Consider the following 17,926-nt stretch of genomic DNA (forward strand, 5'->3'; position numbering starts at 1 on the left):
CGGTATTTCAGCGGTTCGCTGTGCTACTCGACCATCTCGATTTCGTCGTCCTCGTTCGGGACCACACAGATGAACGAGACCGGTTCGTCGCCCTCGTTGCGATACCAATGGACGGTCCCCCCGGGGACGAACAGCGAATCGCCAGTCTCGACGACGTGCTCTTCGTCCTCGATACCCACGACGTAGGGCCCGGAGATGACGTACTGCTCGTGTTCGACCCGGTTCGTGTGTCTGGGGACTTCGGTACCGGGATCGAGCCGGAAGCGGCGCATCGCGTAGTTCGGTGCGTCATCCGGGCCGATCAGGACACCCTTGTACATCCCATCGGCAGCGTCCTGTTCTTCGTACGCCACGTCCTCGCCTCGTCGGAGCAGCGGTTCGGGGGCTGACATACCTGCATGCACTCGGGGCGGCCACCTAACGCTATCGCCACCGCCCTTTATGCTCGCGCGTCCGGTACTATTGGCTATGCGAAGTTTCCGGATCGGGAGCGCGTTCGGCATCCCCATCAAACTCGATATTACATTTCTGCTGATCCTCCCCGTCTTCGCCTGGATCATCGGTTCGCAGGTCGGGCAGTGGGCGGACATTCTCAACGGCATCTGGAGCCTTGGCCTGGACGGGGCCGCGCTGACCGTCGGGACGCTCCCCTGGATTCTGGGTGCCATCGCCGCCATCGGCCTCTTCGTCGGGGTGGTCCTCCACGAACTCGGCCACTCGCTGGTGGCCATCCGGTACGGCTATCCCATCGATTCGATCACCCTCTGGATCCTGGGCGGCATCGCCCAGCTCTCCGAGCAGCCGGAGGACTGGCGCCACGAGTTGCTCATCGCTATCGCCGGCCCGGCGGTGAGCGTTCTGCTGGGCATTCTATCCTTCGCCTTCGTCTTCGTGGTCCCGGCCGGGATCGACACCGTTCGGTTCCTGCTCGGCTACCTCGCTCTCGTCAACCTGACCCTCGCAGTGTTCAACCTGTTACCGGGGTTCCCGATGGACGGCGGTCGGGTGCTCCGGGCCCTCCTCGCCCGGAATCGCCCCTTCGCCCGCGCGACGCAACTCGCCGCCGAGGTGGGCAAGGCGGTCGCCATCCTCATGGGGCTCGTGGGGCTGTTCGGCGGCAACCTCATCCTCATCGCCATCGCCTTTTTCATCTACATTGGGGCCTCCGGCGAGAGCCGGCGAACGGTGATGAACGCCGCGTTCCAGGGCGTCACCGTCTCGGAGGTCATGACGGCCGCCGCGGACCTCGATACGGTCTTCGCGGACCAGTCGGTAGCCGAACTGGTCGAGGAGATGTTCCGCCACCGCCACACCGGCTTCCCGGTCGAACGCGACGACAGGATCGTCGGCATGGTGACCCTCGACGACGCCCGCCAGATCACGCCGGTCGAGCGCGACGCCTATCGCGTCGAGGACGTGATGTCGACCGAACTCTACACCATCCCCCGCTACAGCAACGCCATGGACGCCCTGGACACGATGCAGAGCAACGGCGTCGGACGGCTGCTCGTCGTCGACGAGAACGGCGCCGTGGTCGGCCTCATCTCGCGGACCGACGTCATGACCGCCTTCAACGTCATCACCTCGAGCGGGAACTCACTCGCCAGGCCCAGCGTCGACGAAGACGCCGGTGGACAGTCACTCTGATCGAGGGCGTTCGTCGAACGCCTCGAGCCACCCCGTGACGGTCTGCTTTAGTGCCCCGGTCGTACTGCCCACGTTCAGGAGCGAATATCCGTTCGCCGCCTTCTCGTTCACGTCGTCCATCCCGAACCCGAGGCCGCCGACCGGGACGCCAGCGTCGATCGCGGCCTCTCGGACCGTCTCTACCGCCGCAGCGACGTCGGGATGGTCGAGTTCGTTCGGCTGTCCGAGGGCGACCGAGAGGTCGAGCGGCCCGATGAAGACGAACCCGAGTTCGGGGACGGCGAGGATGTCATCGATGTTCTCGACGGCCGCCACAGTCTCGATAGTCGTCCCCACCACCGTCTCGGCGTCTTCGGTTTCGACGTACCCCTCGACCTGCCCCCACCGCCGGGCCCGCGGTGCGGCCAGTCCTCGGTCCCCCGGGCCCTTCTCGTACCGAAACCGGGCCGACCGAACCGCGGCCTCGACCTCGCTCGCGGTCTCGACCCGCGGGAGGAAGACGTTCCTGACCCCCAGGTCCAGGGCCTTTCGCACCAGCGTCGGGTCCGTATCGGGTAATCGAAGGAGCACCTCGATGCCACTCCGTTCCGCGGCCCGGAGCAGGTTCGCTATCGTGGGGCCGTCCCAGGGATCCGGCCCACCGTGTTCGAGGTCGATCCAGACGAAGTCGAGGCCGAGTTCGCCGTAGAACTCGACGAGCGTCGGGTTGTACGTGTTGTCGAGAAGCCCGAGTGCGACCGTCTCGCCGTCGAAAGCAGTCGCGAGGCCGTTTCCGTCGACGGTTGCGTCCATACATCAAATTCAGACATATTGACAATAAGTTCCGCGGTTCGTCGGTTGGTCCGTGTGAATCGGGGGTGGGTTCGACCCCACTGTTATCGTTCAGTGTCTTCGATAGGCCGATCGATGACCCAGTTCACGAGGCGCTTCCCGACAGTTACGGGGACGTCGCCTGGGGTCCACAGTAGCCGTTCGACGAGGACCAGTCCAACGGCGACGCTGATGCCGGTGAGGCCGAGGGCAGTTCGCCCGTCCAGTAGGAGTTGCAGGCCGTAGATCCCGATGGGCAGGGCGAAGACGAGGGTCGTGCCAAGCGTGATGAGGTCGACGATCCCCAACCGTTCCATGGTTCCTCCAGGTCGTCCGGTCGTCTATGTCTTTCCGTCGCGGGTGCGCAGGGTAGCGCACCCGCTCTCAGGAGTTGTTCGCAGTGAAGGTCCAGGTGCGAGAATTGAACCTCAGTCGGGCGTGCTCGCTTACTCCGCTCGCTGCGCCCGCCCTCCCTGATTCAATTCTCGCAGTCCCTTCTCTCCTCACGAGACGTCTCGCGGTCGCGCAGGTCAGCGCGACCGCTCCCCTGGGATGTTCGGAGAGAAGGTCCAGGTGCGAGAATTGAACCCGCGTCTCAGCCTCCACAAGGCTGAAGGATAGTCCACTACCCCAACCCGGACACGCAATAGGGTCTACAGTCGCTCGAAGTAAAATACGTTACGACATCGGGGCTCTCCGAGTGCCACTCGCGCACTCCCCCTCGATACGCTTTTCCGCCCGAGACGGCTATCGCTCTCCACGCGTGGCCATCACCGACAAGATCTACGTCAAGAACCACCGGCAGTTGGCCTCCCAACTCGAGGTGTCCTTCCCCAAGAGCGCCTTCAACGGCGCCACTCTCGACATCCTCTTCCAAGGCGACCTCGAGAAACTCGACGAGGCGTCCCGCGAACGCGTCCTCGATTTCAACCAGGACTTCCTGGATTGCACCTGCGATTCGAACCCCTACTGTGGGCACCCGGAGCGCAAGTTCATCGCCTATCTCCTCGACCTGCGCGCCCAGGGCCTCGATCCCGAGTCCATCGTGGACGTGATGTCAGAGGACTACATGCTGTACGCGTATCCGGGGGACCTCTACTCGTTCCTCGACGACGCGGTCCGCACGCTCGAGGCGGTCGAAGAACTGGCGGACGTCGAAGGAGAAGCCGGTGCCGCCAGACGGGCAGGGGAACGCAAACGGGAGTTGCTTCGCTGAGTCAGCCGATCGTGAACTGTTCGTCGAGCGGGTCGTTCGTCTCGAGTTCGTCGTCGAGTTCGTCGAGGTGGATGACCTCCTCGACGTCGTCGTCCGAATCGAGGCGTTCCCGGAGGGCGTTGATGTACGCCTTGTGCTCGTCGAGCTGTGCGCGCAGGTGTTTGGCCTCCAGTTCCAGTCGCTCGTGCTCCCGGACGAAGCTCTTCGGGACCATGACCTTCGGCGGGAACTCCGAGTCGACCGCCTCGGCCTGATCCTGTGGCACGACCCGAATCTTCCCGTCGTGGGTGATCAGCGAATCCACGTAGTCGCGGAAGACCGCAGAGAGCGAGAGGTCGCGCTCCTCGGCGATGTCACGGAGCGCCTCGAAGGCGTCCTCGTTCACCCGGAAGGAGATGGTCTTGTTCTTGTTCCCCATTATGTCTTGCTAGTCGGCCCCTGACGAACTTAAGCGTTCGTCAGACGCTCAGGACACGGTCTCTGCGGCGGCGTCCTCGCCGGGTTCCGCCTCGAGGCTCTCGAGTGCCTCGACGACGGCGTCGCGGTACCCGTTCACGTCGGTCTCGTACTCGCGACGGGCCATCTCGGCGTACTCGTTGCCCTCCTCGTCGAAGCGGCCGAGCCGGTCGAGTGTCCGCTCGGCGGTCTCGACGACCCAGCGGTTGCGGGTCGCCTCCCCGACCGCCGTGATGGACTCCGGCCGCACGGAGACGTTGACGGACCCGTCGTCGGTCTCGTAGGTCCGGGGTTTTCCTACGACGGCGACGTAGGTCGGCGTCTCGAGTTCGCGCAGTGCGGTCGCGGCTTCCGGCTGGTACTGGCCCGCGTACACGAAGAACGTGCCCGTCGGGTCGACGACCCGACCGCGCCAGTACTCGTTCTCGTTGCCGATGTCCTCGGTCTCGGTGAGGGTCCCGACGAGGAACACGCGGTTGACGCGCTCGCCAGTGGGTAACAGCGCGTACAGCGGTGCACGCTCGTCGTCGGATTCCTTGAAGGTGTGCGTGGCGTCGTTGAATTCGGCGGCGAAGACGCGGCGGGCGACCTCGCGCGTCGGGGTCTGGCTCTCGCTCATCTACATCGACCTCGCTTTGATGAGGACGGCTTCCGGGTCGGCCTCGACCCCGATCTCCTCGACTTCGTTGGCGAGGACGTACCGCCCCATGGTCGGCCCCTGAATGCGATAGTACCGACCCAGGATGGCCTCGGCCATCTCGTCGACGACGACCGTCGTGTCGAGTGCGTCCTTGGCCATGTCCTTGGCCGATTCGAGTTCGATGTCGGTCAAATCCTCGGTGGCCTCGCGGTCGAAGATGACCTCCTGAACGGACTGGCCGTCGTCGACGACGGCCTTGATGCGGAGGTCGAATTCGCCGTCGACCTCGCCGTGTTCGGAACACCGGCCGTTCTGGAGGACGCGGGTGCAGCCCTCCTCCGGACAGCGCTTGATGAGGCCGCTCCCCGACTGGATGTCGACGAGGGCGCCCTCGATCTCCGATTCGTTGTCGCCGACCTCGATGTCCTCCTCGAGTTCGGTGATCGTCGTCGTCCGGTTGAGTTTGATGGAGTACCGGCCCTGGTACTCGTCGGTGACGACGTTCTCGAGCCGGTAGACGGCACCGTCCTCGAGGCTCGGAAGGTCGGATTTGGCCCACGCGGTGAACTTGATGGTCCCGGTCTCGTCGCCGACGAGGCCGACCTGTCCGACCGCGTCGCTGCGCGCGTCCCAGAGGTCGACGACCTTCACGGTCACGTTGACCCACTGTTCTTCTTGGTCGATCTCCTCGACGGTCACGTCAGTGTCGCTCCCTCGTCCGAGGTCGTCGCGGTCGAGGCCGGCCTCATCGAGGTAGTGGTTCTCGACGCTTCGGCGCGCTTCGGAGAGCGGTACCTTGTAGTCGGTCACCAGTCGTTCGAGACGGCCTTCGACGTCCTCGACGGAGACCTCGAGGTGGTCTGAAAATTGCTCGTAGATGGATTCGGCGGTGTCGTGTACGTCGCTCATGGGTGTTCGTCTCCGCTTGTTTTCGATGGGAGACAGCCCGAGATTGGGTGGCTTCGGTTATAAACTCTGCCTGGCCGAACTGGCTGGTGCTGTACAAGGCCTATGTCGCTGGCCCCCGAATGGACAGGTATGCCAGAGTCGGACGTCCTCGAACGGCTCCGCCGGGCCGCCAGGCGCGCTGGCCGGCAGGTCGCCAACGTCAGGCGGGAGTACCAGCAGGGACGTATCGAGGGCTCGTTGCCGACCGATTCGGCGGGGAACGTGCGGATCGTCTGTCGTCGGTACGCCGAGGAGCGCGCCGTCGAACTCGAGGACGGCCATCCGGAGTGTTACGACGACGAACACCCCGCCTGCGAGAGTTGCGTGGAGGACATCGCCGAGGGCGTGATCGAAACGTGGTGACGACCGTCGCCGTCATCCTCGCGGGGGGAACGGGGACCCGTCTCTACCCGGCCAGTCGATCGGATCGCCCGAAGCAGTTCCTGTCGTTCGGTGGCGAGCGGTCACTGCTCCAGCAGGCCGCCGACCGCGCCGGGTTCGCCGACGAGACGTTCGTCGTAACCCGTGACGCGTACGCGGGGCGCGTGGCGGAGCACGTCCCTGACGCGACCGTCCTCGTCGAACCCGAACCGAAGAACACGGGCCCTGCTCTCGTGTTCGCCGCCCATCGTGTACGGGAGGTCGTCGAGGACCCCGTCGTGTTCGCCCTGCCCAGCGATCACGTCGTCGGGTCGGGATTTGTGCCGACCGCCACCCACGCGCTCTCGGTCGCCGAGACGACCGGCGGTCTCGTGACACTCGGGGTCGAACCTACTCGCCCCGCGACCGAGTACGGGTACATTCAGCCAGGAGCCGTCGTCGATGAGTATGCGCCAGTGATCGAGTTTCGCGAGAAACCGGACGCCGAGACGGCCCAGCAGTTCGTCGAACGGGGCTATCGGTGGAATGCCGGGATGTTCGCCTTTCGACCGGACGCCCTCATCGACGAGGCGAACGATTCGTCACTCGCGCCGCTGGTCGATGCCCTCCGCGATGGTCGCCCCGATAGCGGGTTCGACGCGGTCGAATCGACGAGCATCGATTACGCGGTCCTCGAGAGCGCCGAGGACGTGTTCGTCGTGTCGGCCGACTTCGTCTGGGACGACCTCGGCTCGTGGGATGCACTCGAGCGCGTCCTCGACGACGGGGCGGTACTCGGGGACGCACTGTCGATCGACGCGGCGGGGAACGTCGTCGCCAGCGACGGCAAGCACGTCAGCGTCGTCGGCGTCGACGACCTCGTCGTGGCGGCGTACGACGATCGGGTCCTCGTCGTCCCCAAGGCCGAGGCCCAGCGGGTCCGCGAAGTCGTCTCGGTACTTCGGGAACGGGACGCGTTCTGACCGGCGCCGGAACCGTTTTGCCAGCCCCGGGCGAACCTGGCGCATCGATGGATTCGTACGACGTCGTCATCGTCGGTGCCGGTATCGTCGGTTGCTCGGTCGCTCGCCACCTCGCGTCCGACCACGACGTGCTGGTCATCGACGAGGACCAGGTCGCCGCGGGAACGACGGCCAGGGCATCCGGTCTCGTCTCTCCGGAATACGACCTGAACGGCCATCTCGATGCCGCAAAATACGCTTCCGAACGCATCTGGAATCTCGATGGGACGGGGCACTTCACGGTCTCCGAGGGGCCAGGCCTCTCGCTCGTGAGGGCAGACGAGGTCGAAACCGACCGCGACAGGGTCGAGCGTGCCCAGGCCGCCGGATTCGATGCCTCCTTTCACGAGGTCGACGAGGTGGCAGATCGGCTTCCGGACGCGTTCGACCTCGGGTCGTTCGCGGCAGTGGGAATCTACGAAGACGTCGGCTTCGTCGACCCCTATACGTATGCGAGGACACTCCAGGGCGAGGCCGAGGCGGACGGTGCCGAGTTTCGGACCGGCGTTCGCGTCGAGGGTGTCACGGCCGACGGGGCGGTGACTGGCGTCGATACCGTCGACGGGCACGTCGCTGCGGACCACGTCGTCGTCGCGGCCGGGTGGCGCACGCGTGATCTGATCGCCGAGCACGTGGCGATTCCGGTCCGGCCGTTTCGGTACCAGACGGCGACGCTCGAGGTAGACGTCGACGTCTCTGACTTCCCGGTCGCGTGGGAGCACGAGACGTTGCTCTACTGGCGCCGCGATCTGAACGGCGACCTCCACGTCGGTGGGCAGCCCTACTTCGTCGACGACCCTGGCTCGCTCCGAACGCAGGTCCGCCCCTCGTTCATGGAGGCACTCGCCCAGGACCTACCGCGGTACCTCCCCGCGGTTGACACCGCTCGTGTCGTCGCCGAGGACACCTGCCCGATCGGCGACGCCGCGACACCGGACGGCAGGCCCATCGTCGACGCACCCGCGGACGGGCCGGATGGCCTCGTCGTCGCGACCGGGATGCACGGTTTCGGCATCATGCTCGCCCCGCTGGCCGGCGGAGCGGTACGCTCGCTCGTCACTGGTGAGTCGGTGCCGTTCGACATCGACCCCTATCGAGTCTCGCGATTCGACGATCGGTCGACGACCTTCGGGTCGTCGTATATCGATTAGGCTTCCGGTCGTGACCGCACCCGCATCGTGCCGTCGCTCGTGACGCCGACGAGGAGGTGAGATCGGATCTCGCGACCGGCGATGGCGTCCCCGGCGTTGTCGCTCACGAGTTTCATCACCTCGGGTGCGGAGTACGGTACCTTCACGCCGTTCTCGTCGCACGCGTCGTAGACGCGGTCCGGCACCTCGTAGAGGTCCGTCCCCGGTTCGATGTCGATCTGGACCGGGGCCTTGAGCGTCTCCGCGAATGCGACCGTCTCTTTCGCCCGGGCGATGTTGTCGCGGGCGCTCGATTCGACCTTCGAGACGTTCGCCCGGGAGGTTCCGAGCACCTCGGCGATGTCCGCCTGGGAGATGTCCCGTTCCCTAAGAGCCAGTACCTCGGCCTGGCGACGGGTCAACACGCTCGTATCGGGGTCGAATCCCGCCGTGGCGAGGATCACATCGACGTCGGGAACGTCCGCAGTCATGCCCAGTCCTTCGAACCCGACCAGAAAAAAGGTGCTGACCCCGGCCCGGATCGACGCGCTAGCTGCCCCAGAAGTTCTCGCGACTGCCCAGGCGGGGGTTGTCCTTCTTCTTCGGTCGGCGCTGTTCGTCTCCCTCCTCGTCCGTCGATTCGGATTCTGCGCCGTCTTCGCCCTCCTCGTCCGCCTCGGGTTCGTCGGGAAGCTTCTCGATGAGGTCCGCTCGCGCGTAGTTCGACTTGACCGTCGTCACCTCGGCCTTGACCCGGGCGACCGGCAGGACGCCGTCGACCATGATGACGAAGCCACTCTCGGCCTGGTGGCCGACGCCGGCACCGCTCTCGTGCATGTCGGTGACCTCGATCTCGACCTCCTGGCCGGGCACCACCGGTGCCGTCTTGAGGTCCTCGATGGGCTGGCCGTAGTGGTTACACCAGTCCATGCCACTACGGTCTCCGAAGTGCTGGCACCCCATCCCAGCGATCTGCTCGGAGAAGTTGGGGCAGTCGTCGGCGAGCGGACAGTCGGGCATACCATCGGGTAGCGGCCCACGACTCAAATCCCTTACGAGAATAGAGCTGCCGCCATCGATAGGACGTTTGAGGCCGTCTCCACTCGTTTCTCGCCGGTATCGTATGGAAGATCGTGCGAACAGGTGGTCAGGGTGGCGACCGAAGGGAGCCACCTATATGCGAACGGCGAACGCAGTGAGCCGTGAGCAGGGAGGTGGCCACCGGTCACCTCCTTGTGTGCGAGTGGCGAAGCCGCGAGCAGGGTGGCGCCGGCAGGCGCCCCGAACACGTTCAGTCCCGGAGCGGGCGACCACGCTCCCGCCGAGTTCGCTCCGGGCCGTGTGTTACAGCATAGCCGCAGTTGGTTCGATTTCGGTATTTGAACCTTCGCAAATGCGATACATTTTCAATTTTCTCCACAAGCATTCGCGCACCGAGGGGCTCGAAGAGCCCGGGAGGTGCGCGATTCACCGCGCCGCAGGCGCGGGCCGACGAACCCCCGAAGGGGGTGAGGACGGCTTTTGGCGGAGCTTTTGCCAGGGCCGCGCTTCGCGCGGCCCGCTGCAAAAGGTCCTACTGCGTAAGCGTTTTTGTTCCACACCGGCTACGGTATATCACTATGAGCCAGGGGCCCGACGACGACCGCCTCGAACAGCTTCGCGAGGAAAAGCTGCAGGAGCTACAGCAACAGCAGGGGGGTGAGGGCCAGGAGGAGGCCGTCCAGGCCCAACGCGAACAGGCCGAGGCCCAGAAGAACGCCCTGCTCAAACAGCACCTCACCGACGGCGCCCGAAAACGCCTCAACACGGTGAAGATGAGTCGCCCGGACTTCGGCGAACAGGTCGAACAGCAGGTGGTCGCGCTCGCCCAGTCGGGGCGACTCCGCGATAAGATCGACGAGGCGAAGATGAAGGAGTTGCTCAACGAGCTCAAACCCGACTCGACGAGCTTCAACATCGAGCGGCGGTAACGCGGATGCAACTCGGCCTCCTCTACTCCGGCGGCAAGGATTCGTCGCTCGCGGCGCTCGTCCTCGACCGCTTTTACGACGTCACGCTCGTCACCGCCCACTTCGACGTCACCGAGGACTGGCGATTCGCTCGCGAGGCCGCGGACGCCGTTGGATTCGACTTCGAGACGGTCGTGATGGAATCGGACGTCGCCCAGGACGCCATCGAGCGGATGCTCGAGGATGGCTATCCGCGCAACGGCATCCAGACGGTCCACCAGCACGCCCTGGAGACCATCGCCCAGGTCCCGGCCTTCGACGCTATCGCGGACGGGACCCGTCGTGACGACCGCGTCCCCACCGTCTCGAGGGCGCAGGCACAGAGCCTGGAGGACCGCTACGACGTCGATTACATCGCGCCGCTCTCGGGGTTCGGTCGCCACGCCGTCGACCGACTCGTCGACGCGGAACTCGACGTCACGGTGGGGCCGAGCGAGGAGATCAGCAAGGCGGATTACGAGAGCGAACTCCGTGCCCTCATCGCCGAGGAGTACGGCGAGTCGGCCGTCGCCGACGTCTTCCCCGATCACACCCAGACCGTGGTGAAGGGGCTCAGCAACTCGGGCTGAGGTCAACGGACAGATTCAAGCGCGGCGTGGTCGAAACCGGGTACATGTACGACCGGCTCAAGGGATTTCGCGACTTCTATCCCGGTGAGATGAGTGCCCGGCGAGCGGTCATCGACTCGCTCGAGGCGACCGCCCGGGGCTACGGCTTCCGCGAGGTGGGGACGCCGGCCCTGGAACGGACACGGATGTACGTGGACAAGAGCGGCGAGGAGATCGTCGACGAACTCTATACGTTCACCGACCAGGGAGGGCGAGACGTCGCGCTCACGCCGGAACTCACCCCGACGGTCGCACGGATGGTCGTGGCGAAAGGGCAGGAACTCTCGAAACCCATCAAGTGGTTCTCGACGCGCCCGTTCTGGCGCTACGAGGAGCCTCAGCAGGGACGCTTTCGCGAGTTCTACCAGACGAACGTCGACATCTTCGGGTCCGCCGAACCGGCGGCGGATGCGGAGATACTGGCGTACGCCGCCGACGCCATGACGGACCTGGGTCTCGACGCAGCGGACTTCGAGTTCCGCGTCTCCCACCGCGACATCCTCGGGGGTCTCCTGGAGGCCGTCGACTCGGACGTCGACCTGCGGGCGGCCATCCGGGCAGTCGACAAGAGCGCCAAGGTCGAGACCGCGGAGTACTACGACCTGCTCCACGAAGCGGGGCTCACCTACGACGAAGCCGAGACGGTCGACGAGCTCCTCGGGACCGACGACCTCGACGACCTCACCGACTTCGCTGGTACCGACCGCGTTCGCACTGCGGTCGAGAACCTGCAGGCGGTCCTCGAGGCGGCCGAGGACCTCGGCGTCCGCGAGTACGCCACCCTCTCGCTGGAGACGGCCCGCGGGCTCGATTACTACACCGGTGTGGTCTTCGAGTGTTTCGACTCCACCGGCGAGGTCTCCCGGGCGGTCTTCGGCGGTGGACGATACGACGACCTCATCGAGAGCTTCGGCGGCCAGTCGACCCCCGCGGTCGGCGTCGCCCCGGGCCTCGCCCCGCTCTCGTTGCTCCTCCAGCGCGCCGGGGTCTGGCCCGAGGAGACGCCGACGACGGACTACTACGTCCTCCAGGTCGGCGACACGCGAGCGGTGGCGGCAGCGATCGCCCGCGACCTCCGCTCTCGGGGCCACGTGGTCGAGACGGACGTCTCCGCTCGCTCGTTCGGGTCGCAACTCCAGTACGCAGACGCCATCAACGCCGAGACGACCGTCATCGTCGGGGAACGCGACCTCGAGAACGGCGAGATCACGGTTAAGGACATGGTCTCGGGCGACCAGGTCGCCGTCCCGGTCGAGGAGTTCCCGGGCGAAAAGACCGCGCCACGATACGGGGACTTCGTGTAGGCCGGGCTATCCTCCCATGCGAGCGTTCAGAATCGCCTACGACGGTCGCCCGTTCCACGGGTTCCAGCGTCAGCCCTCGGTCCCCACCGTCGAGGACGCCATCTTCGACGCGCTCCGCGCACTGGAAATCTTCGAGGACGACAAACCGCCAGGCTACAGCGCGGCCGGGCGGACGGACGCCGGCGTCTCCGCACGCGCACAGACGGTCGCCATTCGCTCGCCCGACTGGCTCTCGCCCCGTGCCCTGAACGGCGAACTCCCCGATTCCGTGTGGGCGTGGGCGTCGGCGGACGCACCAGACGATTTTCACGCGACCTACGACGCGCAGTGGCGGGAGTACCGCTACTTCCTCTATGCCCCCGATATCGACGACGAGCGCGCTCGGGATGCGCTCGCTGCACTCCGTGGCGAACACGATTTCCACAACTTGACTCCGGACGACGAGAACACGGTCAGACGGCTGCGGGGTGAGATCGTCCGCGATGGCTCGTATCTCGTCGTGACGCTTCGCTCGAGCGGTTTCGCCCGCGAACTCGTCAGGCGCGTCGTCTCGCTCGTTCGGGCCGTCGGGTCCGGCGCCGCCCCGGTCTCGAAGGTGGCGACGGTGCTCGGGACGGAACCGATCGACGGTCCCGAGGGCGTCCCACCCGCGCCGGCCTCTCCACTCGTCCTTCGGCGCGTCGCGTACGATGTCTCCTTCCACGTCGACGAGGAGGCGGCCCGGGCGGCCAGGTCACGGTTCCACGGGGCGGCGGTCGAGAGTCGCACTCGCTCGAAAGTCGCCGACGCCATCGCCGCGGGGATCGATACCGCGACCGAGTCGCCACGATAGCCAATTACATACCGGGGGCCGCCCCTACGGACGTGGTATGTCACGTGTCCCCGAGCGCGACGAGATCGACGACCGATACACGTGGGACCTCGAGGCCATCTACGAAACCGAAGAAGAGTGGGAGGATGACTTCGAGTCGGTCCAGGAACGCCTCGCCGACCTGTCGGACTACGAGGGGCGACTCACCCGAGACGGTGAGACGCTACTCTCGGCTCTCGAACTCCGCGACTCGGTGATGCGGACCCTGCAGACCGTTGCCGCGTACGCCCGGATGCGGTCCGACGAGGACACCCGCGATCAGCAGTACCAGGCACTCTCCGCCCGTGCGCAGACCCTCGGCTCGGAGGCGTCGAGTGCGGTCTCCTTCTTCGGCCCGGAGATCCAGTCCGCGGACCCCGACGAGATCGCGTCGATGATCGACGCGACACCCGGCCTCGAGACCTACGAGCATTATCTCGACGACGTGCTCCGACGCAAACCGCACACCAGATCGGCGGCGGTCGAGGAAGTTCTCTCGGAGATCGGTGAGGTGCTCGGCGCCCCCAGCGACATCTACGGCATGCTGACGAACGCCGACCTCACCTTCCCGACCGTCGAGAGGCCCGATGGCACCGAGGTCGAACTCTCCCAGTCGAATTTCACCGTCCTGCTCAAAGAACCCGACCGCGAGTTCCGCCAGACCGTCCACGAGACGTTCTTCGAGGAGTTCTCGGGCGTTCGTAACACCATCGGATCGGCGCTCAAGTACCAGGTCAAGACCGACGTGAAGACCGCCAGGATCCGGGACTACGAGACGGCCCGCGAGGCGGCACTCGACGATCCGAACATCCCAGTCGAGGTGTACGACGCACTCGTGGAGACCGTCGAGGCGAACCTCGGCCGTCTCCACCGCCACGCCGACCTCAAACGCCGGTCGCTCGGGGTCGACGACCTCCGATCGTGGGACCTCTACATGCCCGTCGCACCGGGCGAATCGCCCGAATTCGAGTACGAGGAGGCACGCGAACACGTCGTCGAGGCCGTCGCACCGCTCGGCGAGGACTACCAGGCGCGCGTCGCGGACGGACTCGATTCTCGCTGGGTGGACGCCTTCGAGAACCGGGGCAAGCGCGCCGGGGCGTACTCCGGCGGGACCTACGACACCCAGCCGTACATCCTCCTCAACTACCAGGACGACATCTCCTCGATGTACACGCTGGCCCACGAACTGGGCCACTCGCTGCACTCCGAGCTCGCGAGCGAGCACCAGCCCTACGTCTACGCCGACTACGAGATATTCGTCGCCGAGGTCGCCTCGACGGTGAACGAGGCGCTGCTCACGGCCCACCTCCTGGAGACCGTCGAGGACCCGGCAGTCAGGGCCCACGTGCTCAACGAGTACCTGGAGCGGTTCCGCTCGACCCTGTTCCGCCAGACCATGTTCGCCGACTTCGAACACCGGATCCACACGCTCGCCGAGTCGGGCGAGGCACTCACGCCCGACCGACTCGACGAGGTCTACGGCGAGCGCAAGGCAGCGTACTACGAACCCGCCGTACTCGACGACCACATCGACCGGGAGTGGATGCGGGTCCCCCACTTCTTCTACGATTACTACGTCTTCCAGTACAGCACGGGCATGTCCGCGGCGGTCGCCATCGCGGACCGCATCCGCTCGGAAGGGGAGTCGGCGGCCGAGGACTACCTGGACGCGCTCAGACTCGGCGGGAGCGAGTATCCCATCTCGGTGCTGGAGACCGCCGGGGTCGACATGACCTCTCCGGAGCCGATTCAGACGGCACTCGACGTCTACGACGAGCAACTCGACGAGATGGCGGCGCTCCTCGAGGAGGAAGGCGAACTCGAGACGTAGCAGGGTCGCCCGCCCCCTTCGACCTACGCGTCGACGCCGAGGTCATCGACCCAGGGACAGAGCGGATCGCTGGCGAAGGGGCTCCCGGTCACGGCGTGTGCCCGCGAGCGCGACCCGCCACAGAGGTCGCGGAACTCGCAGGTGCGACAGGAGCCGAGGAGTTCGTCGACGTCGCGGATCTGCTCGAAGAGCGCACTGTTCCGGTAGATGTCGACGAGGTCGCGATCGGTCACGTTGCCGCCGGATTGGGGGAGAAAGCCCGACGGATAGACCTCGCCCTCGTAACTGACGAAGACGAAGCCCTCACCGGCCCGCGTCGAACCGACCCGAACCCCTCGCCCCGAGTCCGTTCGTTCGACCCGGTCGGCCACGCGACGGTAGTGTGGGGCTTCGACCGTGATGACGCGATAGGGGGCGTCTCGCTGGCGCCGATAGAGCCACTCCATCACCTCTAGCGACCGCTCGGGACTGATCTGCGCGAGGTCCTCGCCCCGGCCGATGGGGACGAGGAAGAAGACCTCCCACATCGCTGCTCCGAGGTCCTCCATGCGGTCGGCTATCGCTGGCAGGTCGTCGACCGTGTTCGCCGTCACGGTGGTGTTGATCTGGATACCGAGACCCGCGTCGGTCGCCTGCCTGGCCGCGCGCGTGATGGTGTCGAACGAGCCCTCCTCGCCCCGGAACTCGTCGTGGGCTTCGGGGGTGGCACCGTCGAGCGAGAGGGCGATGCGTTTGACGCCACTGTCCGCGAAGCGCTCGATGGTCTCCCTGGTCAAGTTCTCGGTCGGGGCCGGCGTCGCGGCGGTGGGAACGCCCCTGTCGGTGGCGTACTCGATCAACTCGAAGAGGTCGGGGCGCTTGAGCGGGTCGCCGCCGGAGATGACGAAGATGGGCGAGGGATGGCCGAACTGCGCGACCGAGTCGACGAGTGCCTTTCCCTGCTCGGTCGAGAGCTCCGCTGGATCGCGGTCCGGCTGGGCCGACGCACGGCAGTGGTCGCACTCGAGGTCGCAGGCTTGCGTTACCTCCCAGGTGACGATGAGCGGTGTGTCGCTGTAATCGCGGCCGCCCGGGTGTCCGCCGGGATGGCCGCCAGGGTGGTCCCCGTCGGGCATGTTTACTGCGTACTCGCCGGTGCGTATAAATGAACATAGCCGATGGTCGCTCACTGGGAATGCGTTCGTCCCAGTGTTCTTCGATCGCGTCGGACGGATGGCTGCCGTCCGGCGGCGACCGAGGGCGAATCGGCGTTCGCACACCCAAAGGAACTTCTTTCTCGCGGCCATAGGTCCGAGCGGATGTCCCGCAGTCCCATTCTGCCGGACCGGCCGACGCTCGACCTCGACCCAGAGCTAACGCCGGAGGAGCGCCTGGCCGCACTGACGTCGCATTACCGGGACATTGTGAATGTCCAGCAGCAACTCGAGACGCAACTCGACCGTATCGAGGAGCAGCGCGATCATCTCAGAGAGGAGGTGGACCGCCTCCAGCGCGAGAACGAGACGCTGAAGACGGCGTCGCTGTACCTCGCGACCGTCGAAGACGTCTTCGACGAGGGTGAGGCCGTCATCAAACAACACGGGAACAATCAGGAGGTCCTCACCGAGGTCTCCCAGGAGATACACGAGACAGTCGATATGGGCGACCGGGTCGCCATCAACGACTCCTTCGCCATCCAGGAGGTGCTCGACGACGAGACCGACGCGAGAGCCCAGGCCATGGAGGTCGAGGCCTCTCCAGACGTCACGTACGAGGACATCGGTGGCCTGGCCGAGGAGATGCGCGAGGTCCAGGAGGCCGTCGAGGACCCGCTCAACAACCCCGAGAAGTTCTCGGCCGTCGGCGTCGAACCGCCGAGCGGCGTCCTCCTGCACGGCCCGCCGGGCACGGGCAAGACCATGCTCGCGAAGGCCGTCGCGAACCAGACCGACGCGACCTTCATCAAGATGGCCGGGTCCGAACTCGTCCGCAAGTTCATCGGCGAGGGCTCTCGACTCGTCAGGGACCTCTTCGAACTCGCCGAACAGCGAGAACCCGCCATCATCTTCATCGACGAGATCGACGCGGTGGCCTCGAAGCGGACCGATTCGAAGACCTCGGGGGACGCGGAGGTCCAGCGGACGATGATGCAACTGCTCTCGGAGATGGACGGCTTCGACGAGCGCGGCGAGGTGCGCATCATGGCGGCTACCAACCGCTTCGACATGCTCGACCGCGCCATCCTCCGCCCGGGTCGGTTCGACCGCCTCATCGAGGTGCCAGAACCGGACCAGGAGGCCCGCGCCGAGATACTCAGAATCCACACCGAACGGATGGCGCTCGCCGACGAGATAGACTACGAGGCGTTGGCCCGCCAGACGGAAGGCTTCAACGGGGCACAACTCCAGAGTCTGACAACCGAAGCCGGGATGTTCGCCATCCGCGACGACCGCGCGACGGTCACCATGGACGACTTCCGTGCGGCCCGGGAGAAACTCGTCGACGACGCGAACTCGGACTCGCCGGCCTACACGACCTACATTCACTGAACTGGGACTGCAGAAGGACGCCGGGACCACCGAACCGACACCGCTTTTCGACGCCTGGCGCAATCACACAGTCATGACCACGATCCGGGTCGTCTGGGGGACCGGTACCGGTCCGACCGAGATGGCCGCCTACGACGCCGCGCTCGCCGATGCGAACGTCCACAACTACAACCTTATCGGCGTCTCCTCCGTCGTCCCGGCCGAGGCGACGGTCGAGGCCGTCGGGACCGCATCCGACCTCGGCCCGGCGGGGAATCGTCTCACCGTCGTGCAGGCCCACGCCACCGCGGCGGGACCGCAGACCGTCTCGGCCGCGCTCGGGTGGGCGACCGGGCCGGGCCCTGGTCTCTTTTACGAGGCCGCCGGCGAGACCGACGCCTCGGACGTCGAGACTCGGGTTCGCGAGGGATTGTCTGCGGGGGAGGCGCTCCGTGACTGGTCGGTGACCGATCGATCGGTCCGATCCGTGAGCAGAACCGCCGACTCGGGGGAGTACGCCGCGGCGGCCGTTCTGGGCGTCTACGGGGAAAGTCGCAGCATTGTCTGAGACCGGAAAACGTTTTC

At 65.9% G+C, this 17,926-nt stretch carries 21 protein-coding genes and 1 tRNA gene; 12 read left to right on the forward strand and 10 right to left on the reverse strand.

Going from position 1 to position 17,926, the window contains the following annotated elements; all coding sequences use genetic code 11:
* Positions 1 to 23 precede the first annotated feature (23 nt).
* Positions 24 to 392 carry a cupin domain-containing protein gene (locus HSRCO_RS01085; RefSeq protein ID WP_259518536.1) on the reverse strand — a complete coding sequence of 123 codons (369 nt, stop codon included), beginning with the start codon at positions 390 to 392 and terminating at the stop codon, positions 24 to 26.
* Between the two features lie 76 nt (positions 393 to 468).
* Between HSRCO_RS01085 and HSRCO_RS01090 the strand changes: the two genes are divergently transcribed.
* Positions 469 to 1,647, forward strand: coding sequence for a site-2 protease family protein (locus HSRCO_RS01090; protein ID WP_259518537.1), 1,179 nt, complete (start codon positions 469 to 471; stop codon positions 1,645 to 1,647).
* Here the strand turns inward: HSRCO_RS01090 and HSRCO_RS01095 are convergent.
* The 3 genes from HSRCO_RS01095 to HSRCO_RS01105 all read right to left on the reverse strand — a co-directional run bounded on the left by HSRCO_RS01095 (position 1,639) and on the right by HSRCO_RS01105 (position 3,097).
* Positions 1,639 to 2,439 carry an HpcH/HpaI aldolase/citrate lyase family protein gene (locus HSRCO_RS01095; protein WP_259518538.1) on the reverse strand — a complete coding sequence of 267 codons (801 nt, stop codon included), beginning with the start codon at positions 2,437 to 2,439 and terminating at the stop codon, positions 1,639 to 1,641. The genes HSRCO_RS01090 and HSRCO_RS01095 overlap by 9 nt on opposite strands.
* Positions 2,440 to 2,522: 83 nt before the next feature.
* Positions 2,523 to 2,774 (reverse strand): hypothetical protein, encoded by a 252-nt coding sequence (locus tag HSRCO_RS01100; RefSeq protein WP_259518539.1) that lies wholly within the window; start codon positions 2,772 to 2,774, stop codon positions 2,523 to 2,525.
* Between the two features lie 250 nt (positions 2,775 to 3,024).
* Positions 3,025 to 3,097, reverse strand: a tRNA-His gene (locus HSRCO_RS01105).
* A gap of 123 nt (positions 3,098 to 3,220) precedes the next feature.
* On the opposite strand from HSRCO_RS01105, the gene HSRCO_RS01110 reads away from it, so the two are divergent.
* Positions 3,221 to 3,673 (forward strand): DUF5814 domain-containing protein, encoded by a 453-nt coding sequence (locus HSRCO_RS01110; RefSeq protein WP_259518540.1) that lies wholly within the window; start codon positions 3,221 to 3,223, stop codon positions 3,671 to 3,673.
* Between the two features lies 1 nt (position 3,674).
* On the opposite strand, the gene HSRCO_RS01115 is transcribed toward HSRCO_RS01110, so the two are convergent.
* The 3 genes from HSRCO_RS01115 to HSRCO_RS01125 are packed head-to-tail and all read right to left on the reverse strand — an operon-like array spanning position 3,675 to position 5,678.
* Positions 3,675 to 4,091, reverse strand: coding sequence for a CopG family transcriptional regulator (locus tag HSRCO_RS01115; RefSeq protein WP_259518541.1), 417 nt, complete (start codon positions 4,089 to 4,091; stop codon positions 3,675 to 3,677).
* A 48-nt stretch (positions 4,092 to 4,139) separates the two neighbouring features.
* Positions 4,140 to 4,748, reverse strand: a complete 609-nt coding sequence (locus tag HSRCO_RS01120) for an RPA family protein (protein ID WP_259518542.1) — start codon at positions 4,746 to 4,748, stop codon at positions 4,140 to 4,142.
* Positions 4,749 to 5,678, reverse strand: coding sequence for a replication factor A (locus HSRCO_RS01125; protein ID WP_259518543.1), 930 nt, complete (start codon positions 5,676 to 5,678; stop codon positions 4,749 to 4,751).
* A gap of 129 nt (positions 5,679 to 5,807) precedes the next feature.
* Here HSRCO_RS01125 and HSRCO_RS01130 point away from each other — a divergent pair, with 129 nt between their 5' ends.
* Genes HSRCO_RS01130 through HSRCO_RS01140 form a run of 3 tightly spaced genes read left to right on the forward strand, consistent with a single transcriptional unit; the run spans position 5,808 to position 8,250 of the window.
* The gene (locus tag HSRCO_RS01130) at positions 5,808 to 6,080 is read left to right on the forward strand and encodes a hypothetical protein (protein ID WP_259518544.1); all 273 of its coding nucleotides are present in this window, start codon (positions 5,808 to 5,810) and stop codon (positions 6,078 to 6,080) included.
* On the forward strand, positions 6,074 to 7,060 hold the full coding sequence (locus HSRCO_RS01135) for a mannose-1-phosphate guanylyltransferase (protein ID WP_259518545.1): 987 nt from the start codon (positions 6,074 to 6,076) through the stop codon (positions 7,058 to 7,060). Before HSRCO_RS01130 ends, HSRCO_RS01135 begins: the two co-directional genes overlap by 7 nt.
* Before the next feature lie 47 nt (positions 7,061 to 7,107).
* Complete coding sequence (locus HSRCO_RS01140) at positions 7,108 to 8,250, forward strand: FAD-binding oxidoreductase (RefSeq protein WP_259518546.1); 1,143 nt, start codon at positions 7,108 to 7,110, stop codon at positions 8,248 to 8,250.
* On the opposite strand, the gene HSRCO_RS01145 is transcribed toward HSRCO_RS01140, so the two are convergent.
* Both HSRCO_RS01145 and HSRCO_RS01150 read right to left on the reverse strand, forming a co-directional pair.
* Complete coding sequence (locus tag HSRCO_RS01145) at positions 8,247 to 8,720, reverse strand: Tfx family DNA-binding protein (RefSeq protein WP_259518547.1); 474 nt, start codon at positions 8,718 to 8,720, stop codon at positions 8,247 to 8,249. The two genes, HSRCO_RS01140 and HSRCO_RS01145, sit on opposite strands and share 4 nt — an antisense overlap.
* A gap of 58 nt (positions 8,721 to 8,778) precedes the next feature.
* The gene (locus HSRCO_RS01150) at positions 8,779 to 9,249 is read right to left on the reverse strand and encodes a TRAM domain-containing protein (protein ID WP_259518548.1); all 471 of its coding nucleotides are present in this window, start codon (positions 9,247 to 9,249) and stop codon (positions 8,779 to 8,781) included.
* Between the two features lie 599 nt (positions 9,250 to 9,848).
* On the opposite strand from HSRCO_RS01150, the gene HSRCO_RS01155 reads away from it, so the two are divergent.
* Genes HSRCO_RS01155 through pepF form a run of 5 tightly spaced genes read left to right on the forward strand, consistent with a single transcriptional unit; the run spans position 9,849 to position 14,834 of the window.
* On the forward strand, positions 9,849 to 10,199 hold the full coding sequence (locus HSRCO_RS01155; RefSeq protein ID WP_259518549.1) for a DNA-binding protein: 351 nt from the start codon (positions 9,849 to 9,851) through the stop codon (positions 10,197 to 10,199).
* Between the two features lie 5 nt (positions 10,200 to 10,204).
* Positions 10,205 to 10,807, forward strand: coding sequence for an asparagine synthase-related protein (locus HSRCO_RS01160; RefSeq protein ID WP_259518550.1), 603 nt, complete (start codon positions 10,205 to 10,207; stop codon positions 10,805 to 10,807).
* 44 nt (positions 10,808 to 10,851) lie between these two features.
* Positions 10,852 to 12,150: a histidine--tRNA ligase gene (gene hisS, locus HSRCO_RS01165; RefSeq protein ID WP_259518551.1), complete on the forward strand. Its 1,299-nt coding sequence runs from the start codon at positions 10,852 to 10,854 to the stop codon at positions 12,148 to 12,150.
* Positions 12,151 to 12,166: 16 nt separating this feature from the next.
* Positions 12,167 to 12,982 carry a tRNA pseudouridine(38-40) synthase TruA gene (gene truA / locus HSRCO_RS01170; RefSeq protein WP_259518552.1) on the forward strand — a complete coding sequence of 272 codons (816 nt, stop codon included), beginning with the start codon at positions 12,167 to 12,169 and terminating at the stop codon, positions 12,980 to 12,982.
* Positions 12,983 to 13,019: 37 nt separating this feature from the next.
* Positions 13,020 to 14,834, forward strand: a complete 1,815-nt coding sequence (gene pepF / locus HSRCO_RS01175; RefSeq protein ID WP_259518553.1) for an oligoendopeptidase F — start codon at positions 13,020 to 13,022, stop codon at positions 14,832 to 14,834.
* Positions 14,835 to 14,857: 23 nt separating this feature from the next.
* Here pepF and HSRCO_RS01180 read toward each other — a convergent pair whose 3' ends face one another.
* Positions 14,858 to 15,949 carry a radical SAM protein gene (locus HSRCO_RS01180; protein WP_259518554.1) on the reverse strand — a complete coding sequence of 364 codons (1,092 nt, stop codon included), beginning with the start codon at positions 15,947 to 15,949 and terminating at the stop codon, positions 14,858 to 14,860.
* Between the two features lie 183 nt (positions 15,950 to 16,132).
* On the opposite strand from HSRCO_RS01180, the gene HSRCO_RS01185 reads away from it, so the two are divergent.
* Together HSRCO_RS01185 and HSRCO_RS01190 are read left to right on the forward strand one after the other, a co-directional pair.
* Complete coding sequence (locus HSRCO_RS01185) at positions 16,133 to 17,362, forward strand: proteasome-activating nucleotidase Pan2 (RefSeq protein ID WP_259518555.1); 1,230 nt, start codon at positions 16,133 to 16,135, stop codon at positions 17,360 to 17,362.
* Between the two features lie 73 nt (positions 17,363 to 17,435).
* Positions 17,436 to 17,909 (forward strand): pyruvoyl-dependent arginine decarboxylase, encoded by a 474-nt coding sequence (locus tag HSRCO_RS01190; RefSeq protein WP_259518556.1) that lies wholly within the window; start codon positions 17,436 to 17,438, stop codon positions 17,907 to 17,909.
* Positions 17,910 to 17,926 lie beyond the last annotated feature (17 nt).

The sequence above is a fragment of the Halanaeroarchaeum sp. HSR-CO genome, assembly GCF_024972755.1.
Classification (GTDB): Archaea; Halobacteriota; Halobacteria; order Halobacteriales; family Halobacteriaceae; genus Halanaeroarchaeum.

What these genes read in the sequence shown, in the direction of transcription:
- HSRCO_RS01085 (WP_259518536.1), bottom strand. Translation starts at nt 392, where the DNA reads ATGTCAGCCCCCGAACCGCTGCTCCGACGAGGCGAGGACGTGGCGTAC.
- HSRCO_RS01090 (WP_259518537.1), top strand. Translation starts at nt 469, where the DNA reads ATGCGAAGTTTCCGGATCGGGAGCGCGTTCGGCATCCCCATCAAACTC.
- HSRCO_RS01095 (WP_259518538.1), bottom strand. Translation starts at nt 2,439, where the DNA reads ATGGACGCAACCGTCGACGGAAACGGCCTCGCGACTGCTTTCGACGGC.
- HSRCO_RS01100 (WP_259518539.1), bottom strand. Translation starts at nt 2,774, where the DNA reads ATGGAACGGTTGGGGATCGTCGACCTCATCACGCTTGGCACGACCCTC.
- HSRCO_RS01115 (WP_259518541.1), bottom strand. Translation starts at nt 4,091, where the DNA reads ATGGGGAACAAGAACAAGACCATCTCCTTCCGGGTGAACGAGGACGCC.
- HSRCO_RS01120 (WP_259518542.1), bottom strand. Translation starts at nt 4,748, where the DNA reads ATGAGCGAGAGCCAGACCCCGACGCGCGAGGTCGCCCGCCGCGTCTTC.
- HSRCO_RS01125 (WP_259518543.1), bottom strand. Translation starts at nt 5,678, where the DNA reads ATGAGCGACGTACACGACACCGCCGAATCCATCTACGAGCAATTTTCA.
- HSRCO_RS01130 (WP_259518544.1), top strand. Translation starts at nt 5,808, where the DNA reads ATGCCAGAGTCGGACGTCCTCGAACGGCTCCGCCGGGCCGCCAGGCGC.
- HSRCO_RS01140 (WP_259518546.1), top strand. Translation starts at nt 7,108, where the DNA reads ATGGATTCGTACGACGTCGTCATCGTCGGTGCCGGTATCGTCGGTTGC.
- HSRCO_RS01145 (WP_259518547.1), bottom strand. Translation starts at nt 8,720, where the DNA reads ATGACTGCGGACGTTCCCGACGTCGATGTGATCCTCGCCACGGCGGGA.
- HSRCO_RS01150 (WP_259518548.1), bottom strand. Translation starts at nt 9,249, where the DNA reads ATGCCCGACTGTCCGCTCGCCGACGACTGCCCCAACTTCTCCGAGCAG.
- HSRCO_RS01155 (WP_259518549.1), top strand. Translation starts at nt 9,849, where the DNA reads ATGAGCCAGGGGCCCGACGACGACCGCCTCGAACAGCTTCGCGAGGAA.
- HSRCO_RS01160 (WP_259518550.1), top strand. Translation starts at nt 10,205, where the DNA reads ATGCAACTCGGCCTCCTCTACTCCGGCGGCAAGGATTCGTCGCTCGCG.
- hisS (WP_259518551.1), top strand. Translation starts at nt 10,852, where the DNA reads ATGTACGACCGGCTCAAGGGATTTCGCGACTTCTATCCCGGTGAGATG.
- truA (WP_259518552.1), top strand. Translation starts at nt 12,167, where the DNA reads ATGCGAGCGTTCAGAATCGCCTACGACGGTCGCCCGTTCCACGGGTTC.
- pepF (WP_259518553.1), top strand. Translation starts at nt 13,020, where the DNA reads ATGTCACGTGTCCCCGAGCGCGACGAGATCGACGACCGATACACGTGG.
- HSRCO_RS01180 (WP_259518554.1), bottom strand. Translation starts at nt 15,949, where the DNA reads ATGCCCGACGGGGACCACCCTGGCGGCCATCCCGGCGGACACCCGGGC.
- HSRCO_RS01185 (WP_259518555.1), top strand. Translation starts at nt 16,133, where the DNA reads ATGTCCCGCAGTCCCATTCTGCCGGACCGGCCGACGCTCGACCTCGAC.
- HSRCO_RS01190 (WP_259518556.1), top strand. Translation starts at nt 17,436, where the DNA reads ATGACCACGATCCGGGTCGTCTGGGGGACCGGTACCGGTCCGACCGAG.